The organism is Zavarzinia compransoris, from assembly GCF_003173055.1.
Taxonomy (GTDB): Bacteria; Pseudomonadota; Alphaproteobacteria; order Zavarziniales; family Zavarziniaceae; genus Zavarzinia; species Zavarzinia compransoris.
Genome location: NZ_QGLF01000004.1, coordinates 443607 through 459282, shown reverse-complemented (window position 1 = coordinate 459282; position 15676 = coordinate 443607). Strand labels below are relative to the sequence as shown.

Sequence of the window (15676 nt, the reverse complement as noted above, 5' to 3'; positions counted from 1 at the left end):
CGGCTCTAAGGGTCCAATCGGGGCGAGATCCGCCGACCGGTAAGGTCAGGCGAACTTTTTTCGCAGAGGGCCGTCGGGGGTCTGCCCGCAGATGAAGAAGGCCGGGCAATTCGGGCAGGTGCGCGACGACACCTCTGCCGGAAACCGCCCAGCGCGGATGTCGCCGAGAAACTTGGCGAGCTTGTCCTTGCGCCCCTTCAACTCCCGATCCGACAAGGCCAGCGCATGCGTCTCGCCATCGGAAAGATGGACGAGCTCCGCGACGGCGCCGGGAAAGGCCTGCTGGACCGCCAGCATTAGCGCCGCCGCGCCGACATCCTTGCTCTCGGCCGACCGCCTATGGCCCGTGCGGATACGGCGGACGGTCCGGACCCCGTCCGGCCGCACCAGCACCTCGTCCGGCCGAACGATGATCTCTTCGCCGCCGAAATTGAGGCTGAGCGCGACCGGCGCCTCGGCGACCGCGTCGGCGCGATTGGCCAGGAGGAAGCGCAGCATCGCCAGTGCCAGGTCGCGGAATTCTGCGCGATAGCCATGGTCGCCGAGGCCCTGACCGGCAAGCGCCGCGTCGGTGCGATCCTCCAGGTCCCGCTCGGTTATAGGGCTATCCGACGTGATCACCCCCTCGACCACCACGCGCACCGCCTCGTGAAGGTGCATGAAGGCGGTGGCGGTCCGCCGCCCGCCGACCTGCAAGACATGCGTGTAGAAGAAGCGGCGCGGGCAGGACTCATAAAGGGCTATTTGCGCGGCCCCGAACTGCAGCCGTCCATCGACGATCAACTCGATGCCCTGAGCTTCCGCCGCCATGGGAAGCGGCCGCGCCGGCACGACCGAACGGCGCGTCAAGTTGGTCCCGAGACGGTCGAGGAATGGCGATAGCGGTCGATTGTGGCCGTTGCTCTTCTCGGTCGGCGCATAAAGGACCAGGCGGTCGCGGGCGCGCGACTGCGCCACGTAGAATAGGCACTCCTGCTCCTCGGCCTGGTCCGCGCGGAACGCCTCCAGCGCGCTGCCCTGGGCGCCCGCGATCATGCCGTCGGGCGCCGGACAGGGCGGCGCCGGCGGCGTGCGCGGGATGGTGTCGCTGTTGAGCCCCGGAATATGGACGCCGCCGAACTCCAGGCCCTTTGCGCCGTGGATCGTCATCAGCCGCACGGCGTCGAGATGCTGGGCGGCCGCCGGCAACTGGCGCAGGTCGCGATCGTCGCCGAGACGGACAAGCCTGCGCACCCGATCGAGCACGCGCGTGATCCGCAGTCCGCGGCCGGCCGGCTGGACCCGCAGGAAGTTGAGGAACTGCCAAATCGCGATGCCGCGCGTGCGATCGGCTAGGTCCGCCGACCCGCCAAGGCGCGCGGCGATGCGGGTGCGATCGAGCAGCAGCGTCGCGAGCACGGTCCAGGGCGCAGCCGTTTGGTCGAAACCGCTGAGCGCGGCCGCGAGCTTGGCGAGCGCCTCGCGGCCGGCATCGCTGACGCCGGGGATCGCATCCACCTGCTGGAGCCAGCTGCCCGGGGCGTGGTCGGCCGCCCGCAGATGCTCGAAGATCGCCGCCACGTCCGCAAAGGACATGGTGAAGTCGGGCCAGCAGGCGATGCGCACCAGGCCCATGGCGCGCCGATCGACAAGGACGGAGAGCAAGGCCAGGAGATCCTTGACCTCGGCCCGCTCGAACAGGCTGCCCAGAAACAGCACGGGCACACCAAGCCGCTCGAGGTCCTGCCCGATCGTCGACAGCTTCTCATTACCGGTGCAGAGGACCGCCTGGTCACGATAGGCATAGCCCTCGCCGCGAAGCGCCTCGATCGCGTCGGCCAGGGCCACTTGCTGCTGCTCGGCGCGCTGCACGGTGCGCAGTTCGGGCTTCTGACCATTGCCGTCGCGCTCCGCGTCGAGACCGCTGTCGGCGTCGCCCGCGCGCATCGTGATCGCGAAGCCGGAGAAGCTGGCGACGATCTCCGGTACTGAGCGATAGTTGCGCTTCAAGCGGCCGTGCTTGCCGCCGGGAAAGTCCTCCTTCCCAAACCGGGTCATGTTGAAGGACGACGCACCCCGAAACCGATAGATCGACTGCTTGGCGTCGCCGACCATCCAAAGATTGCGACCGTCTGGCCGCAGCGCGCTCAGCAAGCGCACGCTGCTGCGGTTCACGTCCTGATACTCATCGACCAGGACGTGGTCATATTGCGCCTGCAGCGTTGCGCGGATGGCCGCGTCGGTCTCGAGCAGCCTGACCGGCAGGGCGACAAGGTCCCCGAAGTCGACGCAATGCGCGTTGCGCTTGAGCTGTTCATAGGCGGCGTAGACACGGGCCACCTCGCCGGCGCGTTCGGCGGCCTCGCGTCCATCAGGGTCGCGAGCTTTGGCAAGCATGGCGTCGGCGAGCGCGGCATAGGTTTCGGCGTCGACCACCTCGTCCTTTGCCCGCGACACGGCGGCCAGCATGTCGGCGATGATCTGGGTCGGATCGTAGAGATTGCGGTAATGCGCGAGCCTCAGCCGCGGGAACTCCTCCTCGAGGAGCTCGACCGCCTCGGTCCGATCCATCATCCGCGGGTCTTTCGGCAGCCCGAGTTCGGCATGGAAACGACGGATGATGTCCAGACCGAAGGCGTGGAACGTGCCGATCCACATCGCGGCCGCAGCCTCGGGCCGCTTGCGCGCAATGCGCTCCGCCATCTCGCCCGCCGCCTTGTTCGAGAAGGTGAGCAGCAAGATGCGCCGCGGATCGACACCTTCCTCCAGAAGGCCCTCGACACGCGCGATCAGCGTCTGCGTCTTGCCGGTGCCGGGGCCCGCCTCGAGCAGATAGGCTTCGCCGCGATGCGCTGCGGCCTCGGCCTGCAGGGGATTGAGTGGCCGCTCGACATGCATCGCGGCCGCGACAGGCGGCACCGCTGGCAGGAGCAAAGCGTCGAACAGTTGCTGCGCGACGACCTCGAACGGCGCGCCGAGCTTCGCTGCGATCGCCGAGGCGGAGAGCCCTTGGTCGAGATGGAGCGCTCGCGCGATAGTGCGCGGAAACAGCAGCTCGCGCGCAAACAGGTCCATCTGAACCTCGCGGCGCTGCCGGCGTCCATAATCGACAACCCGATCCATGCCGACCGGCGACGGCTCGGCCGCGCGCGCCGGATCGATCGTCGGCGCCGGCTCGCCATCGAGATCGTCGCCGAGCTCGACATGACCGATCTCGTGCGCCACGAGGAAGGCCTGCTCGAACGCAGAGCCCGCGCTCTCGTGAAGGATCAGATCGTCGGCGGCGACGAAGGTCGCGCGGCCGCCGTTGAGGACGGCCGCGCCGACGGCCGTTGATTCGACATCGAGACCCCGCCGCTTGGCCTCGGCGACGGCAAAGTCATAGGGCGACCATGGATCGGCGCCGGAGGCGACGAGGCGAGCATGAAGCTCGGCGGCGACTTGCCTGGCGAGCTCCACGCCGTCCATCTCAGTCGGTCTCCGCCAACAGTTGGGCGCGCTTCTCGGCCGGGACGCCAGCGTCGATCAGCACTTGCTCGAAGCTGACCTGCTCGCCGGCCGTCGGCTTACTGTCGGCCTTGTAGCTGCGCGCCTCAGCCAGCTGACCCGGCCCCCAAGACGCTTCCAACTGCGCCACGGAGCTTCTCGCCGCCTCGGCGAATCGCTGGAGAAACCGCCGCGGGATGCTCACGAGGGATACCCGCCGTTCGCGTAATGCGGTCACGACCTGTCGAGGCACATCCAGACCTCGGGCCACCGCGCGCCAGTCATCGACCGTCAGCGCCGCAAAAGGGTCGGCGGCCGCCGCCGGAGAAGCCGCGGCGTATTGCGACCATGCCGTGTCGATCAAGGCCTGGTCGGCACCGGGAAGTGGTGCGGCATCGTCACAGGCTTCGCGACTGAGTTCGCGCGAGAGGTCGATCAGCTCCCCGGCATATTCCGGGTAGAGCCGGAGATAGCGCTCCAAGGTCGACCGACCAGGCTCGCTCTCGACCGCAAACGCGTCGAGCACAGATTCGCGGGAGGGACGTGCGCCAGCGGGACTCACCGCTCATCTCCGTCGGCCATGGCCGTCCGTAGCGCGGCGAAGGCCTTGTCGCGATAGGTTCGAACAGTCTTTTCGGAGCGGCCCAGGGCTTTTGCGATGGTCATGACGTCCGGCTCCTTGGAGTCGATGGGAAAGCCTTGCCTCAGCATGTGAATGATCCTGCTTTGTTCTGTCGGTAGAGCCTCAATCGCCGCATCCAGGCGCAACCGGTAAGCCGGATCGTCGAAATCCGACGCGGCGAACGGGTCGTAGACCCCCGCGGCCGCCTCGACCTCCGGCGACAGCTCGCCGCTCTCCTCGTCAAATTCGAGGGGCTGGGAACGGTTCTCGTCGCGCCAGGCCTGCTCCTGCGCGTCGCGACGCAGGCTCGCCAGCGCGCCGTCGAACCGCACCTCGAAATAGTCGACCTTGTCGACATAGGCGGCGCGATCCGCCGAAAGCAGCTCAACGAACCGGCCGAACACCTTGTCGCGTATGATCCCGCGCGTCAGCGACTCCGTCTCGCCGTCGAAGCTTTCCGCCCTGGGCAGACTGCGCAGCACCCGTTCGGTCAGTATCCGATAGACGCGCTCGAACCCCGCCTCATTATTGTCATGGCGGCTCGCGCGGAGGAAATAGACGAGACATTCGCTGGGGATATAGCCTGGGTCGGCGCGCTTCGTGATCGCGGCCCTGGCGATCAACGCGTCACGCGGCAGGACCACCAGTTCGGCGATGAGCGCTTCTATCTTCGGGTCGCGCGCATAGAGCTCTCCGGTGAGGCGCCGTTTTCGCAGCGGCGTCACCACCGCCTCGTCCGCACGGTGCGCATCAGCCTCCAGCTTCATGCCAGCACCCTCCCCAGCCTCGCCCGATCGTTCCCATAAGAAGATCGACCTTCGTTTCGTTGTCGGTCAGCATCACCTTCAGTTCCCCCCAGCCGACGCTCTCGCAGTCTCGCGACGACAATATTTCTTCACAACCGACGCTGCCGTAACGCAGGACTTTCCGATAGGTATGTGCTCGCAATGCTACCTGTTCTGAAAAACTTCCGCGGCCCAGCTTCTTGAGGTCGCGCCGACAATCTCCAAACTACGAAAGCGCGCCGCGGAGCGATTGCAACAACGCCTCCGCTTCGTCGATCTTCTTCAAGATATCCGCATCCCCTTTGAGTTCCTGCAGGGTCGAGAAAGGGACCTTTTTCATCGCGTCTACCGCAGCTTCGAGATCGCCGGATAGGCCGCCCTTGACTGGCTTCGGCGCGGGCCCAAGGCGCAGCATTGCCGACTCCAAATCTCCCGCATCGGTCAGAAATTGCGAACGCGCGACTGGATCGGGCAAGATTGTGCGGAGCTTCCGAAGGTCTTTCGAATTGGTAATGCGCTTCTGGTTGACCTTCTTGACCACCGCCTCGATAACAGTCGGCGTCAGTAGTTTCTTGCTCACCCCCATCAACTCACGTGACCAGGTGATTGCGGCACTGGGATCACGAAGACTGGTGAATTTTTCTGAGAGCTCGAACACATCGACCAGCTTGTCGAGCTCACGCACTGTGATGCCGAGGATGTTGGCAGCGCTCGACCGGCCCATCATGTCGACCAGGCGATAGGCCACCATTTCCTTTTCCTTGGCGTCCCATTCCTTCCGCTGGCGATGGATATAAATCCAGACCCGAAGCCGGTCCTCCTCGCTCAAGGTTCGGTCGGTAACCTCGATTGGAATCTGCCGATAATCTTCCTTCCCCTGTTCCACCAGAACCTGCGAATTGGTCCACCGGCGGTCGCCGTCGATGATCCGAAACTTTCCCGGTAAGTCAGGGTGGGGCTCGACAAGTAGGGGTTCGAAGAGGCCGCCATTCGCTTCGATCTGCCGTTGCAGCTCTTCATCGATCTTCGGACCCATGCGGGGCTGCTTTTCGTTCGGCACGATGTCGTCGATATCGGCCCTGGTCCGGTATGTGCGCAGGACGGTACGATCGAGCCGACGCTCCTGAAGATTGATGACATTGTTGCGGTCAGGAATGACCTTCGGGTTCGTCATTGAGGGCTCTCCGGCGCGGACGCCGTACCGATGATGGAGTCGATCTGATTGCGCAGTTCAGCCTGCACTTTCATGGCCGCGCGGATGGCAAGGCCCTGCTGCTTCCAGACGTTTTCGTGGGCTTTAACCTCCTTCGTCTGAATATCCAGCAGCGACTCCGCCAGTTCGTCCAACCGCGCGAATGAGTCGGCGCACTGCTGGGAAGTGATAAAGCTGTACAGGGCCGCGGTTTTCTGAGTCCGTTCGGCGTTGCTCGTGCGCAGGGTGTGAGATTGAACGAGATGGGCGCGAACGAGCTGGATGAGGGCGACAACCCGCGCCGGGCACGCGATCACGACGCCGTCCTGGATATGCAGCTGCCGGGCGCCGGCCGGGAACTTGCTGGACGACAAGACCGCATGGTCGGCCTGCGCACTTAACTGGTCCGACCGCAGTTTGGTCACGAAATCATTCCGCCACGCGTTGTGGTTCTTCGAATCGTAGATGATCGTGCCGCACTCCTGTCCGCTGTGAATAACGGTGTGCAGGATGTCTGCGCCTTGCTGGCCCTTGGTTACGCGCACGATGCGATCACCATCGAACTCAGCCTTCAGCGCTTCAAACAGATTGATTTCGGCGCCTTCGCCGAGCTCTTCGGCGGTCTTCTTCTCAAGGGCGCGCTGCAGTTCTTCCACCTTGTTGGCCAACTTCTGGCGGTCTTCAAACGTGGCGGACTTCTCGGCGTTGACGGCCGCTACCTTGTCGGCCTCGAGGGCCTCACGCTGTTCTTGCAGCCGCTCATTGAGTTGGGCTTCATGGGATTCTTGGAGGCTTTTCGCCGTCGTCTCCGCAGCGGCCGCCCTGGCTTCGGCGTCAGCTTTGGCCTGTTCGGCGGCGCCAATCTGCAGCTGGGCCGCGGCCTCAGCGGCCGCACTGACTTCAGCACGGACTTCCACTTCGCGTGCGGCCGCTTTTGCCTGGGCGTCCGCCAGGGCTTGTTCGCTGGTCAGTCTGGCCTGCGCCAGTTCGGCCTTCAGTGTCTCGCCGGCATTTTCGGCGATCACTTTCTGAGCCTCCACTTCCGCCAGCCGACTCGCAGCCGCTTCCGTGGCGACGCGCGCCGCCTCTGAGCGGATCGCGTCTTCCTGCGCCGCCGCGTCCGCCTTCACCTTCTCGATCGCGGCGGCGGATTCACGCTGGACCTGTTCGAGTTGGCCCTGAAGCGCGACCTTCGCCGCGTCAGCGTCGGCCTTCTCGGTCGCGGCCTCGACGGTCTTGGCCTGAAGCGCGTCTTGGGCTGCGACACGCGCCGCTTCCGCCGCGTCCACCAGCGCCTTCGACTGGAGCTCAGCAGCCAGGCGGGCCTGTTCTCTGGCCTCGGTGATTTTTTGGTCAGCTTCTAACCGTGCACGCTCGAGCGCCTCGGTCTTCTCGGTGTCGAACTTCTCCTGCAGCCGCGCGGTGATAGTGGCGGACTGCGCCTGCTCACGCGCCTGCAGCCGCTCAGCGACCTCGTCGGCGCGATCGTGTGGGATGGCCTGCTCGCAAACCGGACAGACGTCGTCGACGGGATGAAGGTGGTGAACGGGACTGGAACGCACGGTCGACGCTACTGAGGTCTGCGGATTCGCCATCATGGCCTCCAAATATTTCTAGGACCTATTTTCTCCTAATTTATCCGAGAGTCAACCCTCCACGCTCGTCGAGCGGGTCCACAAGCCGGACCAGCAGCCCTATCCTTGGGCGGTTTTCGGCGCAGCATGTGCGCGTCCATGCCGAGCGAGCATGGCAAGCAATCCGCTCGCAGTGACGAGATCTTCGAAGTCCAAATCCCCCCTCCCCGATTCCAGCGTCGGAGCGCGCATTCGCCAGCAGCATTGACAGGCAGTTATAACCGGGCATATTTGCCCGGTAAAGGAGGCCCACTCATGCTGACCTACAGCCCCGAAAAATTCGCATCGCTCTATGCGTCCGATCTCGGTCAGCGCATCTGGGCCTTTCTCACCCGGCCCGAAAGCGTCGCCCGCCTGGAGACCGCCTCGGAGCTGGGCAAGCCCGCGGTCGAGGGCATCGAGGAGCAGCTCCTGGCGGAATTCCGTGAGGACGTGCTGGCCGACCGCGTCAAGCAGATGGTCGGCCACATGGTGCGCCAGATCCTGGAGCAGCGGGATTGGGTACTGGACCAGAGCGACGTGAAGGTGCAGTCGGTGCCCTTCAGCAAGGCCACGCGCTATCGGCGGCCGGACTGGATCACGTTCCACGCCTTCCGCAACAGCAGCGATCCGCGCGATGTCGCGATAACCGACCGCCGGCAGAACGCGCCGTTGCCCGCTGACGTGCGCTGGACCTATTACGCGACCTTCGCCAGCCCGCTGAAGGCGGCCGTGGCCTTCGGCGTCCGCGACATCCGGCAACTCCGGCAGCAGGTGCATGCGCACGGCTATCACCGCGTCCGGATCGAACGGATGCTGCGCACCGCCTGAAAGGAGCCGGACGATGGCCCGCCTTTTCGACGTCGATGGCAACAATCTCGATCGCGGGTTCGAGAACCTGAAGGCTGCGGAATCGCCCTTCGAGCGGCAGCTTCACGATCGGATCGAAGCGATGTGGTCAATCTATGAGCCCTATGCCGACCCTGATTTTCCGCAGGGCTTCGCCCGCGACGTCGATGGCCGTTTCTGGGAGATGTATCTCGGCTGCACCTTGCTCGAGGCGGGTCGCACGTTGTTGCCGGTCGTCGATCGCCAGCGCCAGGGCGGCCAGCCTGACCTTTGCGTCCTCGAAGATGACCGGCGCATCTGGATCGAAGCCATCACACCCGACGAAGGCGCGCCGGGTCCCGACCAGATCGTGCGGCCCGTGCCCCTCAACGAGGGTGGCGGTCTCGTCGCCGCGCCCATCCGCCAGGCCCAGTTGCGGACGTCGAGCGCTTTCTGGACCAAGGCGCAAAAGATCGCCCGCTATATCCAGCTGGGCGTGATCGCGCCCGAAGACACGCGGATCATCGCCATCAGCGCAAGCCGGTTCGGGGTCTATGTCGCCGAGCGGCCCCTGCCACTGATCATGACCACCCTCTTCCCGATCGGCGATGCCTATATCACCATCGATCGCGCGACCGGGGACGTCGTCGAGGAAGGATTCCACCCGGCTCCCCTGATCGAGCGCGCACGCAATCCCATCCCGCGCACGGCGTTTCTCGACGAGCGCTTCGCCGACATCTCAGGGGTGATCTGGTCGCGCGTCGGGCTCGGCAACCTGTCACGCCAAGTCCGGCCGATCACCTATGTCCATAACCCGCTCGCGCAGGTTTCCCTGCCGACGAATTGGGGCATTTGGGATCGCGAGTTCGTCACCACCGCGCACGGCGATGCATGGGAGAGCAACGACATCCTCGCGCCCGCGACCGTATCAGAGGCGCAATGACGGCGCTGCTGCGTGTACAGCACGGGTCAGACCCGCCGATCATGCGCCCTCCACGCCGCGAGGGTGACGATGGCCGCCGATGACCCACACCTGATTGCGCCGATCAGCGAACGGCAGTTCGAGCTCTACGCGCTGTCGCTCGAGCGCGGGCCGAACTTCGACCAGTCGCACATCTTCAGCGCCTACCGGGTCGGCCGCGGCAGCGCCTGCGGCTGCATCCTCCTCGATCCCGAGCGCGGAGCGTTCACCACCTTGGCCATGCGCCGGCGAGTCGATCATCTCTGGGTGCGCATCGACGAAGGCGGCCCGTTCTCTACCCCTGAAACAGCGCTCGACCATCTCAGCATCAGCATGCGCGGCGGTGATCCGCCCGAACCGCTTTCGCCTGGCACGCGGCGCCGTCCACCCCTGATGCAGCCAGGCGAGCGCGGCATCTCGCCCGAGTTCGAGCTTCTTGCCAGCACCGTGAGCCATCTGCCCGCACTCATGGCGGTCGGCGAATGCTATCTCGCGCTTCCCAATCCGGACGCCAATTTCGTCAGCGACCTGCAGACCAACAACTTCGCCTCGCGGCTTTTCGAGCTCTATCTGCTCGCTTGCTTCCGCGAGCAGGGCCTGATCGTCCGGCAGGACCATGTCTCGCCCGACTTCCGGATCGAGAAGGGCGGCGCCGACTGCTGGATCGAGGCCGTCACCGCCAATTCCGAAACCCCGCGGGCGGGCGGGATCGGCGACTGGGTGCACGCGCCGCAGGATCGAAACGAGCGGCTGACCGGCGCGCCTGCCGAGCGCTTCGCTAAGACGTTGCGCGGCAAGCTCCAGCGTAACTATCACGCGATGGACCACGTCAGGGGCCGATCCTTCGCCATCGCCATCGCGGACTTCCACGCGTCCGGCTCGATGGTGTGGAGCCGTGAGGCACTCCCCTCTTATCTGTATGGCCTGCGCGCCGATGTCGAAGGCGAAGGCGCGCATCGCCGCGCGATCGGCACGTCGATTGCCAACCTCACCGGCAAACATGGCATTCCGGCGGGCCTGTTCCGCGACCCGGACTTCGCGCACCTGTCCGCAGTCATCTTCAGCAATGCCGGCACATTGGCCAAGTTCAACCGCATGGGCTTCCTCGCCGGCTGGCGGCCGCCCGGTCTCGAGATGATCCGGCGCGGCATCCTGTTTGACCGAACACCGGGCGCGCTCGAACCAATCGACTTCGAGCTGGCGGTCGGTAGCGAAGAATACCAATCCCTCTGGCCGTGGGGTGAAGCCTGGTGCCAGGAGCTGGAGGTCTTCCATAATCCGCAGGCCGCCCACCCCATTCCCTTCGATCTCATCCCGGGCGCTACCCATTGGTTCGAGCGCGAGGGCGATATCGAGTGCAGCACCATCTGGGCGAACTCGGTTCTGGCCTCGATCACCCATCTGCACCTGTCCGGCGAGCCCGAGAACCCGCAGGAGACCGAACACGTATGACGACCGACCCAGCCGACCGCACGATCGTCCTTCACCTCCTGCGCGGCGCTGTCCCCGAACGCGCCGACGAGATCAGCGGTCTCTGGAGCCGATACGGCCACGCCGTCGAAGTCGCCCCCAGCACCAAGGGCGTCACAATGAATGCGGATGCCAGCCGCATCAGGTTCGACACCAAGACGATCGACGTCTTCTGGCTGCTCGGCTTCAGCGCCTGGCGCGCGATCGAGGTCTATTCGCCCGCCCTGGTGCTCGCGACGGTGACCGGGATGCCGCTCGACCAAGCGCTGAGCGTAGACGCCGAACGGGGGCAATACGAATTCGACTACAAGCAGCGCGTCGCCAGCGCCCAATCGCTCATTGCCGCCGAGCAGACGGCGGACATTTCCTGGCCGGCGGACGATCCCGAGCCGACCGCCGACCGCGACGGCCTGAGAGACGATCAGCACAAGGCCGTCTTCGATCTCGTCGCACTCGCCCTTGCCTTCGCCCTTCTGCACGAATTCCGGCACGTCATGTTCTACGCCGACAACAGCGCGCCTTCGACATTGCCCGAAGAGGAAATCGCCTGCGACACCTGGGCCCGCGAGTTCATGACGACTGGCCTCGCCGCCTACGCGACGGCGCACGGACATAGCTACGCGCAGGTCCAGCAAAAGCGTGCGATGGGAATAGCGCTCGCCGCCGTGATCATCCATGCGATGACGCCGACCCACGCGCATTGGGGCAGTCGGCAATATCCGCCGATCGTCGAACGGCTGACGGCGATGATCAGCGGCTACAGCCTGCCGGCCGGCTCGTCCTTTTGGCCGTTCACGGCCTGCCTGTTGATCGCGCTCATGCGGCAGGAGAACCGGCCGCTCGACATCGTCGCGAACTCAAATCAGGAGATGGTCGAGATCCTGCTCGACCGGCTCCGGTAACCCCGCAGGGAGCGCGCCGTGCCGGTCTATTTCCTTGGCGAAGACGAAAATGGATGTACCCCGGTCAAGATCGGGGTTGCGAAGAATATCGAAGCGCGCAAGCGCGACCTCCAGACCGGCAACCCTCTCGAACTGCGGCTGCTCGGGTGGATCGAGACGGCCGACGCCTTCCAGCTTGAGCGACACCTGCACCAGCATTTTGGCGCGACTCATGTCCGCGGAGAGTGGTTCGCCATCGAGCCGGCGGACGTCCTGCCCATTCTCATGCGCGCCGGCCGCGATGGATTTGTAGCCAAGAACGCCAACGCCTTTCAGATCACCGGCTATGATCGCGATGCTGTTCCAGAATATCTCGGCGTGTGGGAATGGGCCGATCTTGAGATTGACGAATGCTGCCCCTTTTGTGGATGCCTCTGCGGCATGCATTTCCAGGACACATCGCAAATGTACTACTGCATCCGCTGCGACACGCTGACCGGCTTCTCGGAGCTCGATCCCCGCCGCGAAGAACCGGACTATTGAGCCATCGCGGTCTGGACGATGAGACAGCGGAGCGCGGCGTGAGCGAGCAGTGGCTCGAGGCGCGCGCGCCTGGCCTCAGGGATCTTCCCGATGCGGACCGCCGCGCCATCTTCGACTTCGCCTTCCTGTGGAGCCTCTTTGAAGCCCAAGTCATGGGCAATTTCGCCCGCGCCGATCGTATCCGCCAAAGGGTGGACGCTTGGTCGCAGGCGGGAATGCTCGAGGCTGAATTCTACGACGCCGAACTCGGCTATTTCCGGAACCGCTATTTCGCCGATAGCGCGCTGACCCACCATTTTCCGTTTCTTGCGCTTCGGCCATCGGATCACCCCGACCTCGTCCAGGCCGTGATCGAGGGCGCCAACGACGATCCTCGCGACCGAATGCTCGCGCTGCTGATGATCGTCTGGCGCTTGCGCAACAACCTCTTCCACGGCGCCAAATGTGCTTACGGGCTTCACGACCAGCGCGAGAATTTCACCCACGCGAACAGCGTCCTGATGCGGCTGCTCGAACGGCACGCCGATCCCGGTTCTCGCAAAAGCGGATCTACTATTTTGGGGACAGTCTTTCCCCGGCTTCACGAACGCGAGCGTCGGCGCGCTCAACGGAATGCCTGCTGCATCAGCGCTGGAATCAAATGATCAAGTTCAGCCGCAACCTCAACCTGACCGGACTGAACAGCGCCGGCCTTTTGTTGAAGCCCGTCGAACCAGAGCTGCGCGTCCAATGATGGCAATGGGACCCGGATAGCCGCCAGCTTCTTCTGATTGAGTGTCCTGTTTCGATCTGCACTGCCCGGCGACGCGGCTTGAACTTGGGCGAGTCCTTGCTCGCTCTGGAGGAAGTACCACAGGTAGTTTGGGGTCGCCCTTTTAGTATCAACCACGCAAGTGAGGTAACGGTGAGAACCAACCTTGCCGTGGTGCTCCGGTTTCGCAACGGCGAAAGCCCCCTCCCACGCCTTGATATTGCTGAAGACAATATCTCCGCAGTGAATTCGGAAGAGTTTTTGCCATGTTAATTCGCCGCCGATTAGGTCGGGCTTTTTGAACAGTCCTTTGCCGAAGGATCGAACGCCAAGTTCTGCGTAAACACCATTCGATTCAAGCTCGACAGGTCGACGGAGTATGGGCGCGACGTCCCCGATCGCGATGCGGGAAACGCCACCGATCACCCTCCGAAAAGCTGCCTCCATGGCTGCATTGAGCTCCGCGCGCGCGGCGTCGGCGGCCCGCCGCATCGTCTTCAGTTGCAACGCCACGCCGTCGAGCTTCGCAATGATCCGACGTTGCTGCTCGATCGGAGGAAGGGGGATTGCATGATCGAGAAGACGCCTGGGATGCAGCCTCTCTCGGCGGGCGCCGATTCCCTTCCCGTCTGAGGCCAGCTGGCGCCAGACGCGATCCTGCTTGAAGTACCAGCCAAGGAACCCGGGCTCGAGTTGTTCACAATGCAGATCGAACGTCGGGAATTCGTTCGAAACGAAATACCCGTCAACCTCTGGCGAAACGATCGCATAGGCGCCTTCAAAAGATTTCAGGCGGCTATATACGAACTGGCCAGCCCGGATTCGAAACAACTGCGTGGCGGCAATCTCCCGTCCAGCGACCGCCGCACGCTGAATCATCCCGCGACCGAATCCATAGATGCCGGCGATTGGATATTCGCCGTCGGGCTCCACCCCGTGAGGGTCCGGTGCGTAGGTAAGGAGTTCACCCAATGGGATAAGCGGAAAGCTCGGCATGAACTACGCGCGCTCCGCCACAAGCGCCTTGATCTCGTCCAAGACGGTCAGCACCTGCTGCTCTTTGGCAATGGCGCTATCGACAATTTCCGCCGGCAAGCGGTGATCAATCGCAGCCTTCGCGTGGGGATTTCTCAGATCGAGATCGACCGTGACGACGCGCCCCTGTTCATCGCGCTTGATCAAATCGGGGCCAAATACCTTCCATGCCTGCGATCCTTCCTTGCGGTCAGACCACCAAGCTCGGCAATCGGCGAACTCCTCATACTGCAGCGGCTGCGTCTTGGAGTATTTCCGTCGGCCTTCCGGTAGCGGTTGCTCCCAGTACCAGATGTCGCTCGTCGGACCGGACGTGTCGAAAAAGATGATATTGGTCGGAATGTCTGTGTATGGCGCAAAGGTGCCCTCGGGCAGCCGGACGACGGTGTGAACATTGAACTGTTCGAGAAGGTCGGCTTTGATCCGCGCAGCAATGCCGTCGCCGAAAAGGATTCCATGCGGCACGACGACGCCGGCACGTCCGAGTCCACCGCGTTTGAGCCGCCGCATGATGAGCTGCAGAAACAGCAGCGCAGTTTCGGCGGTCCGGCGATCATCCGGAAAATTCGCGAGGATGCCGGCTTCTTCCTCACCGCCGAACGGCGGATTGGTCAGGATGACTTCGACCCGGTCCCGCTCGCCAATCTCCGTCAGTTTGAATCGCAGTGCGTTGCCGAATTCGATGTCGGGCGCCTCGATCCCGTGCAGCAGCAGGTTCATCTGCGCAAGCAGGAACGGAAGTGAGGAATCTTCGCCGCCACGCAAAGTCTTGCGCTGAAGGATTTCGCGTCTCTCGACCGTGCTGGCTTGCGGCTTCATATGGTCGAAGGCAGCAGCCAGAAACCCGCCCGTGCCGCAAGAGGGGTCGAGCACGACTTCGCCAAGTTTGGGATCCATCACCTCGACCATGAGACGCACGACGGGACGCGGCGTATAGAACTCTCCGTTCTGACCAGCGGCGTCGCGCATCTCGCGTAACAACGTCTCGTACATCCGGCCGAGGGTCTGAATGTCCTCGGTGCTGTCGAAGTGGATGCCGTTGATCAGGTTGATGACGTCCCGCAGCACATAGCCGCTGGTCGCGTAATTCCGGAGGTCACGAAACACCGCGGAGACCACGTCGCGCCGCTGGCGGCCAGCGCCATTGCCGCGCAGACCTCGTAGAAAAGCGAACAGGCCCGGACCCTGGGTGCCGTCCGCACGAACGGACTGCTCGCCGTTGATGAACGAAAGCAGGTCCGGCCCGGTGATGCCCGCCGGATCGGCCGCCCAGTCTCGCCAGCGATAAGGCGCATCGATCAGATGCTGGTACGGTTCGTCAGCGAGCACCGCCTCATCCTCGTGGACGCGTTCCATGTCGTCGACGAATTTCAGGAACATCAGCCAGGTAAGGGTGGGCAGCCGTGTGAGGTCCGTCTTCAGCTCGCGGTCCTTGCGCATCTTATTGCGCGCGGACTTGATGAGGCTGTCGAGCCGCTGCGCCGTTGTTTTCGGCGTATTGATCTTCTTCTCACGGGACATTCGTGGGTC

General features: G+C 64.0%; 13 protein-coding genes. 6 read left to right on the top strand and 7 right to left on the bottom strand.

Annotated features, from left to right (window positions below):
• Window positions 1-45: 45 nt before the first annotated feature.
• The 5 genes from DKG75_RS16135 to DKG75_RS16115 all read right to left on the bottom strand — a co-directional run bounded on the left by DKG75_RS16135 (window position 46) and on the right by DKG75_RS16115 (window position 7662).
• Window positions 46-3447: a UvrD-helicase domain-containing protein gene (locus DKG75_RS16135; protein ID WP_109922189.1), complete on the bottom strand. Its 3402-nt coding sequence runs from the start codon at window positions 3445-3447 to the stop codon at window positions 46-48.
• Window position 3448: 1 nt separating this feature from the next.
• Complete coding sequence (locus tag DKG75_RS16130) at window positions 3449-3946, bottom strand: hypothetical protein (protein ID WP_243746541.1); 498 nt, start codon at window positions 3944-3946, stop codon at window positions 3449-3451.
• Between the two features lie 77 nt (window positions 3947-4023).
• Complete coding sequence (locus DKG75_RS16125; RefSeq protein WP_109922187.1) at window positions 4024-4854, bottom strand: RNA polymerase sigma factor; 831 nt, start codon at window positions 4852-4854, stop codon at window positions 4024-4026.
• A gap of 244 nt (window positions 4855-5098) precedes the next feature.
• Window positions 5099-6046 carry a ParB/RepB/Spo0J family partition protein gene (locus DKG75_RS16120; protein ID WP_109922186.1) on the bottom strand — a complete coding sequence of 316 codons (948 nt, stop codon included), beginning with the start codon at window positions 6044-6046 and terminating at the stop codon, window positions 5099-5101.
• A complete protein-coding gene (locus DKG75_RS16115; RefSeq protein ID WP_109922185.1) occupies window positions 6043-7662 on the bottom strand; it encodes a DUF2130 domain-containing protein in 1620 nt (539 codons plus the stop codon). Before DKG75_RS16115 ends, DKG75_RS16120 begins: the two co-directional genes overlap by 4 nt.
• A gap of 291 nt (window positions 7663-7953) precedes the next feature.
• Between DKG75_RS16115 and DKG75_RS16110 the strand changes: the two genes are divergently transcribed.
• The 6 genes from DKG75_RS16110 to DKG75_RS16085 all read left to right on the top strand — a co-directional run bounded on the left by DKG75_RS16110 (window position 7954) and on the right by DKG75_RS16085 (window position 13004).
• A complete protein-coding gene (locus DKG75_RS16110; RefSeq protein ID WP_024924728.1) occupies window positions 7954-8508 on the top strand; it encodes a hypothetical protein in 555 nt (184 codons plus the stop codon).
• A 13-nt stretch (window positions 8509-8521) separates the two neighbouring features.
• Window positions 8522-9448: a hypothetical protein gene (locus DKG75_RS16105; protein ID WP_024924727.1), complete on the top strand. Its 927-nt coding sequence runs from the start codon at window positions 8522-8524 to the stop codon at window positions 9446-9448.
• A gap of 69 nt (window positions 9449-9517) precedes the next feature.
• A complete protein-coding gene (locus tag DKG75_RS16100; protein WP_109922184.1) occupies window positions 9518-10918 on the top strand; it encodes a hypothetical protein in 1401 nt (466 codons plus the stop codon).
• Window positions 10915-11838, top strand: coding sequence for a phage exclusion protein Lit family protein (locus DKG75_RS16095; protein ID WP_109922183.1), 924 nt, complete (start codon window positions 10915-10917; stop codon window positions 11836-11838). The genes DKG75_RS16100 and DKG75_RS16095 overlap by 4 nt, the downstream gene beginning before the upstream one ends.
• Before the next feature lie 18 nt (window positions 11839-11856).
• Complete coding sequence (locus tag DKG75_RS16090; RefSeq protein WP_109922182.1) at window positions 11857-12360, top strand: GIY-YIG nuclease family protein; 504 nt, start codon at window positions 11857-11859, stop codon at window positions 12358-12360.
• A 38-nt stretch (window positions 12361-12398) separates the two neighbouring features.
• Window positions 12399-13004: a hypothetical protein gene (locus tag DKG75_RS16085; protein WP_208112085.1), complete on the top strand. Its 606-nt coding sequence runs from the start codon at window positions 12399-12401 to the stop codon at window positions 13002-13004.
• Here the strand turns inward: DKG75_RS16085 and DKG75_RS16080 are convergent.
• Complete coding sequence (locus DKG75_RS16080; RefSeq protein ID WP_109922181.1) at window positions 12965-14107, bottom strand: restriction endonuclease subunit S domain-containing protein; 1143 nt, start codon at window positions 14105-14107, stop codon at window positions 12965-12967. The genes DKG75_RS16085 and DKG75_RS16080 overlap by 40 nt on opposite strands.
• A 3-nt stretch (window positions 14108-14110) precedes the next feature.
• Complete coding sequence (locus DKG75_RS16075; protein ID WP_109922180.1) at window positions 14111-15667, bottom strand: class I SAM-dependent DNA methyltransferase; 1557 nt, start codon at window positions 15665-15667, stop codon at window positions 14111-14113.
• Window positions 15668-15676: the final 9 nt, after the last annotated feature.

Coding starts and splice junctions, on each gene's coding strand:
- DKG75_RS16100 (WP_109922184.1), top strand. CDS start 9,518: ATGGCCGCCGATGACCCACACCTGATTGCGCCGATCAGCGAACGGCAG.
- DKG75_RS16095 (WP_109922183.1), top strand. CDS start 10,915: ATGACGACCGACCCAGCCGACCGCACGATCGTCCTTCACCTCCTGCGC.
- DKG75_RS16080 (WP_109922181.1), bottom strand. CDS start 14,107: ATGCCGAGCTTTCCGCTTATCCCATTGGGTGAACTCCTTACCTACGCA.
- DKG75_RS16125 (WP_109922187.1), bottom strand. CDS start 4,854: ATGAAGCTGGAGGCTGATGCGCACCGTGCGGACGAGGCGGTGGTGACG.
- DKG75_RS16120 (WP_109922186.1), bottom strand. CDS start 6,046: ATGACGAACCCGAAGGTCATTCCTGACCGCAACAATGTCATCAATCTT.
- DKG75_RS16075 (WP_109922180.1), bottom strand. CDS start 15,667: ATGTCCCGTGAGAAGAAGATCAATACGCCGAAAACAACGGCGCAGCGG.
- DKG75_RS16135 (WP_109922189.1), bottom strand. CDS start 3,447: ATGGACGGCGTGGAGCTCGCCAGGCAAGTCGCCGCCGAGCTTCATGCT.
- DKG75_RS16115 (WP_109922185.1), bottom strand. CDS start 7,662: ATGATGGCGAATCCGCAGACCTCAGTAGCGTCGACCGTGCGTTCCAGT.
- DKG75_RS16110 (WP_024924728.1), top strand. CDS start 7,954: ATGCTGACCTACAGCCCCGAAAAATTCGCATCGCTCTATGCGTCCGAT.
- DKG75_RS16105 (WP_024924727.1), top strand. CDS start 8,522: ATGGCCCGCCTTTTCGACGTCGATGGCAACAATCTCGATCGCGGGTTC.